The 2,084-nt window shown below is 69.8% G+C and carries 2 protein-coding genes; both read right to left on the bottom strand.

All coding sequences use genetic code 11. The annotated features are described in order from the left end of the window. Positions 1-107 precede the first annotated feature (107 nt). A complete protein-coding gene (locus tag DQW06_RS28810; protein ID WP_049800333.1) occupies positions 108-923 on the bottom strand; it encodes a ParA family protein in 816 nt (271 codons plus the stop codon). A 134-nt stretch (positions 924-1,057) separates the two neighbouring features. After that, positions 1,058-1,768, bottom strand: coding sequence for a 16S rRNA (guanine(527)-N(7))-methyltransferase RsmG (rsmG, locus tag DQW06_RS28815; protein WP_117199656.1), 711 nt, complete (start codon positions 1,766-1,768; stop codon positions 1,058-1,060). Between the last annotated feature and the right edge of the window lie 316 nt (positions 1,769-2,084).

Here is a 2,084-nt window from a genome sequence, read left to right on the forward strand (position 1 = left end):
GACTGGGGGCGGGGGCCGCGGGCCCCTGTGGGATGAGCGCCCCCAGTCCCTTGCCCAGTCCGCGCCGCTGCTGGCTCACCGGCACCTCCACACTCCTCTTCCGCTTGTCAGACCTTGGCCCTGTGGGCGATCTCCCGGGCGGCTTCCAGGTAGGCCACCGCACCGGTGGAAGCCGGGTCGTACGTCATCACCGACTGGCCGTAACTGGGCGCCTCGGACACCCGGACGCTCCGGGGGATCAGCGTCTCCAGGACGGTGTCCCCGAAGTGCGAGCGCACCTCGTCGGCCACCTGCTGGGAGAGCCTGGTCCGGCCGTCGTACATCGTCAGCAGGATGGTGCTGACCGCCAGCCCCGGGTTCAGGTGGGACTGGACGAGCTCCACGTTGCGCAGCAGCTGCCCCAGACCCTCCAGGGCGTAGTACTCGCACTGGATCGGGATCATGACCTCGTCGCACGCCACCATCGCGTTGACCGTCAGCAGGCCGAGCGAGGGCGGGCAGTCGATGAGGATGTAGTCCAGGTCCGAGGTGTCGTAGGCGGCGAAGGCCCGCTTGAGCCGGGCCTCGCGCGCGACGAGCGAGACCAGTTCGATCTCGGCGCCCGCCAGGTCGATGGTCGCCGGGGCGCACCAGAGGTTGGGGATCTCCGGGACCGGCTGGGCGAGCTTGCGGATCTCCTCGTCCTCCACCAGGCAGTGGTAGATGGACCGGGTCTGGTTGTCGCGCTCCATGCTGAGGGCGGTGGACGCGTTGCCCTGCGGGTCGAGGTCGACCACGAGGACGCGCTGTCCGTGCATCGCCAGGGCGGCCGCGATGTTGACCGTCGTGGTGGTCTTGCCGACGCCGCCCTTCTGGTTGGCCACACTGATCACCCGGCATTCCTTGGGCCGGGGCCAGATGTCGTCGGGCCCGCGAACCGCCATGGCCTCGTGGGCCGCACGGGCGAGCGGAGTGTCGGGAACCCCGGACGGTGTTTCACGTGAAACATCGAGCAGGTCTCCGTAGGAGGATGTTTCACGTGAAACACCGGGGTTGTCGGATGGGTTCACGAAGGAGTTCACCTCTTCCGTCCGCGCTTCTTCTTGCCGCCGCGCGCCTTCGGCGCGGGCGGACCACCGGTCACCGTGACGCGAACGACCGTGGTAGCGGGATCGACTTTACCCCGCCCCACCCTGATCACATCGCTAACGCTGGGCCGCAGTTTCGAAACGTCTTCCTTCGCGGCGGCCAGTTCGGCCTCCGCCTGCTCCCCCTTGAGCGCCAGCAGGCTGCCACCCTCGCGCAGGAGGGGCAGGGACCACCCGGCGAGCCGACTGAGGGGAGCGACCGCGCGGGCGGTGACGAAGTCGGTGTAGACCTCGCCGTGCGCCTCCTCGGCACGGCCGCGCCGCACCTCCACGTTGGGCAGCTCCAGGATTTCCACGGCCTCGTTGAGGAAGACCGTCCGGCGCAGCAGCGGCTCCAGCAGCACCATGCGGATGTCGGGGCGCAGCAGGCCGAGCACCAGACCGGGCAGCCCGGCGCCCGAGCCGACGTCCACCACCTCCGCGCCCTCGGGAAGCAGCTCCTCCACGACGGCGCAGTTGATGAGGTGCCGCTCCCACAGGCGGGGGACCTCGCGCGGACCGATCAGGCCCCGGCGCACCCCGTCGTCGGCGAGCAGTTCGGCGTAGCGCCGCGCCGTCGGCAGGGAGGTGCCGAAGACCGCCTCCGCCTCCGCCGGGGGAGCGGGGAGCGCGGCGCCGGACTCCTCAGTGCCCGAGGTCATCGGTCACCACCTGTGAACTCGTCCATCATCACTTCCATGTCGGTTCGCCACGGCGTCCGCGCACACGGCGGGACCGGTGGGCGAAGGGGGACGCGCAGCGGCGCGGAGAAAAGGGATCCACCCTGAATCCTACGCGCGGGAGGACACCGCGGTTTCACGTGAAACAACCACGGCCCCCGCTTCTGCCTTCCCGGTCCGCGGCCCGGCCACACATGGCGAGAAGTCGACAGAGCCACATGCCGACACGGCGAGGGGGTCCACACGGCAGGAGCCGGGTACAAGCGGAGGGGGTGGCGATGTTTCACGTGAAACATCG

Source organism: Nocardiopsis sp. TNDT3 (genome assembly GCF_003427465.1).
In the GTDB taxonomy this organism is placed as follows: Bacteria; Actinomycetota; Actinomycetes; order Streptosporangiales; family Streptosporangiaceae; genus Nocardiopsis; species Nocardiopsis dassonvillei.

Coding starts and splice junctions, on each gene's coding strand:
- DQW06_RS28810 (WP_049800333.1), bottom strand. CDS start 923: ATGGCGGTTCGCGGGCCCGACGACATCTGGCCCCGGCCCAAGGAATGC.
- rsmG (WP_117199656.1), bottom strand. CDS start 1,768: ATGACCTCGGGCACTGAGGAGTCCGGCGCCGCGCTCCCCGCTCCCCCG.